At 66.6% G+C, this 2775-nt stretch carries 3 protein-coding genes and 1 pseudogene; 3 read left to right on the top strand and 1 reads right to left on the bottom strand.

The window, feature by feature from the left end; genetic code table 11:
- Positions 1 to 300, top strand: a pseudogene (locus PGX04_RS31800) (metal ABC transporter ATP-binding protein); the annotation flags it as partial.
- Between the two features lie 6 nt (positions 301 to 306).
- Positions 307 to 1326 carry a metal ABC transporter permease gene (locus tag PGX04_RS31795; protein ID WP_273742128.1) on the top strand — a complete coding sequence of 340 codons (1020 nt, stop codon included), beginning with the start codon at positions 307 to 309 and terminating at the stop codon, positions 1324 to 1326.
- Positions 1327 to 1340: 14 nt separating this feature from the next.
- On the opposite strand, the gene PGX04_RS31790 is transcribed toward PGX04_RS31795, so the two are convergent.
- Positions 1341 to 1742, bottom strand: a complete 402-nt coding sequence (locus tag PGX04_RS31790) for a hypothetical protein (RefSeq protein ID WP_273742127.1) — start codon at positions 1740 to 1742, stop codon at positions 1341 to 1343.
- 261 nt (positions 1743 to 2003) lie between these two features.
- On the opposite strand from PGX04_RS31790, the gene PGX04_RS31785 reads away from it, so the two are divergent.
- Positions 2004 to 2775 (top strand): CoA-binding protein (locus PGX04_RS31785; protein WP_273742126.1); only part of this gene is annotated, 772 nt, incomplete at its 3' end.

The raw sequence follows: 2775 nt of genomic DNA, 5'->3' as shown, positions 1-2775 counted from the left end.
GCCTACATCGCACGCGCGCTGGCCTCCGAGGCCGACCTGCTGGCGCTGGACGAGCCGACCGCCGGCGTCGACGCCGAGTCCCGCGACGCGTTCTACCAGTTGCTCGAGTCGCTCAACGAGTCGGGGATCGCGATCATCCTGATCGAACACGACATCGGCGTCGTCACGGACCGGGCGAGCCGAATCGCTTGCATCAACACGGAGCTGTACCACCACGGCGACACCGAATCATTCGTCGAGAGCGACGCGCTGACCGAGGCCTACGGCGCGACGGGCCAGGTCGTCCACCACCACCACTGAGATCCGATGACGCGGCACCACTCTCTTCGTCGACGGCTCGAGCACGTCGGGATCGGCCTCACCGCGTTCCTCGCGGTCGCGATGGTCGGCCTGCTCGCGATCGACGCGCTACGCGACGCTCCGATCGTCGGGGTCCTGTACGAGCAGGCCCGAATCGCGGGCTGGTGGGCGGACCACTATCTCGGGACGAACGTCTTCTACCATCCGTTCATGTGGCGCTCGATCGCGACGGGGATTCTGATCGGGGTCGTCGCGCCGCTGGTCGGCACCTATCTCGTCCACCGCGAGATGGCACTGATCGGCGAGACGCTGGCTCACACTGCCTTCGCCGGCGTCGCGGTCGGCTTGGTAGTGAGCGCGACGACCGGCTGGGACGGTTCGCTGATGCTCGTCGCGCTGATCGTTGGCGTCCTCGGCGCGCTCGGGGTCCAGTGGCTGGCCGAGCGAACCGACACCTACGGCGACGTGCCGATCGCGATCATGCTGACCGGCAGCTTCGCCGTCGGCACGCTGATCATCAGCTACGGCCGCGGGATGACCGGGATCGACGTGGAGGACTACATCTTCGGCAGCATCTCCGTCGTCACTCCCTCGGGAGCGCGGCTGATGGCCGTCATCAGCGTGGTCGTCGTGGTCGTCACCGTCGCGACCTACAAACAGCTCCTGTTCATCACCTTCGACGAACAGGCCGCCCGCGTCGCGCGGCTCAACGTGACGTGGTACAACACCCTGCTGATCGTGATGACGGCCGTCGTCGTCGTCGGCGCGATGCAGATTCTCGGCGTGATCCTCGTCGCCGCGATGCTCGTCGTCCCCGTCGCCGCGGCCACGCAGATCGCCCGCAGCTTCCGGGAGACGCTCTACTGTTCGATCCTGTTCGGGCAGGTGGCTGTCATCGGCGGCTTCGTCCTCTCGATCTCGCAAGGGCTCCCGACCGGCGGCTCGATCGTCGTCGTCGCCATCGCCTGCTACCTGCTTGCGATCGTCGCCTCGAGTCGGTCGACGGCCGCCATTTCGACCCACTGACGGGCCGCCACTCGTTACGTGCCGGCTCGAGTCCGCGATCCGTCGAGGAGCTGAAAGACGACGCCGAGCACGGAGCAGGCGATACCGATCGGGACGAGTACGAGTCCGATTCCGGGCCCCCATGCGGGGCCGGGGACCAGTATATCGAACACTCGTGCGACCAGCACGGGGACGACCAGCAGGAGAACTGAGAGGCTACCGGCGACGGCCCCTATCGTGAGCAGCCGTCGCGACCGTTCGGACGGCTCCTGCAGACGCGTGACGAAATACAGCGATCCCGCTTCCACGAGCGCGAGGACACCCGTGATCACGGACAGCAGCACGAAGATGCCGGTGAGACCGGCTGCGAACCCGTCACCGGGCGGGTTTTCTGGAATCGCTGCGAACAGCAACGCCGCGGTCAGGAGGCTGACCACACCCAGCAGTGCGGTGCCGGCAGCGACAGTGCTGGAACGACGGAGTGATCTCGATGAGATATACACTACTACTGACAGGAGTGTGATAAGCGTTGGGCGTCACAGCAGACAGGTGTGGATCGAGAGCGTCCCGCTCGGCATCGTGAGACGATACCCGGTGTCTCGAGACGATAATCGACGGCCGTCGTTCGGAACCGTCCGACTTCCATTCGGCTGGAACACGCCGCACGCTTAACACGCTACTGCGCTAACCTGCGAGCGATGGGACGGTTATCCGCACTCTTCGATCCCGAGACCGTCGCCGTGGTCGGCGCGACCGATCGCGAGGGCGCGGTCGGCCGGGCGATCCTCGAGGACCTTCGCGACGAGTTCGCGGGCGAGGTCGTGCCGGTCAACCCGTCGCGCGACGAGGTGCTCGGACTCGAGTGTTATCCGGACGCGTCGAGCGCGCCGCCGATCGATCTGGCGGTGGTCGTGGTACCGCCCGAGATCGTGATCGAGTCGATCCGCGACCTCGCCGAGGCGGGCACCGAGAACGTCGTCGTCATCACCGCGGGCTTCGCGGAGACCGGCGGCGAGGGTGCCGAGCGCGAACGGCAACTCCGCGCCGTCGCTGATGAACACGACCTCAACGTCGTCGGGCCGAACAGTCTGGGGATCATGGCCACGTCGAACGACATGAACGCCACGTTCGGCCCCGAGAGCGCGCTCGAGGGCTCTATCTCCTTCATGAGCCAGTCGGGCGCGTTCATCACCGCCGTCCTCGACTGGGCCAACGAGCAGGGGATCGGGTTTCGAGACGTCGTCTCGCTGGGCAACAAGACCGTCCTGGACGAGACGGACTTCGTCCGCGAGTGGGGCGACGATCCGGACACCGACGTCATCATCGGCTATCTCGAGGACATCAGCAACGGTCGGGGCTTCATCGAAGCCGCCCGCGAGGTGACCGCGGACACTCCGATCGTGCTCGTCAAGTCCGGTCGGACGGACGCCGGCGCGCAGGCCGCCTCCTCGCACACCGGCGCGATCGCCG

It is taken from the genome of Natrinema soli, from assembly GCF_028618695.1.
Note: the sequence above shows the minus strand (reverse complement) of the source record. Positions and strands in the feature narration are given on the sequence as shown.

What these genes read in the sequence shown, in the direction of transcription:
- PGX04_RS31795 (WP_273742128.1), top strand. Translation starts at nt 307, where the DNA reads ATGACGCGGCACCACTCTCTTCGTCGACGGCTCGAGCACGTCGGGATC.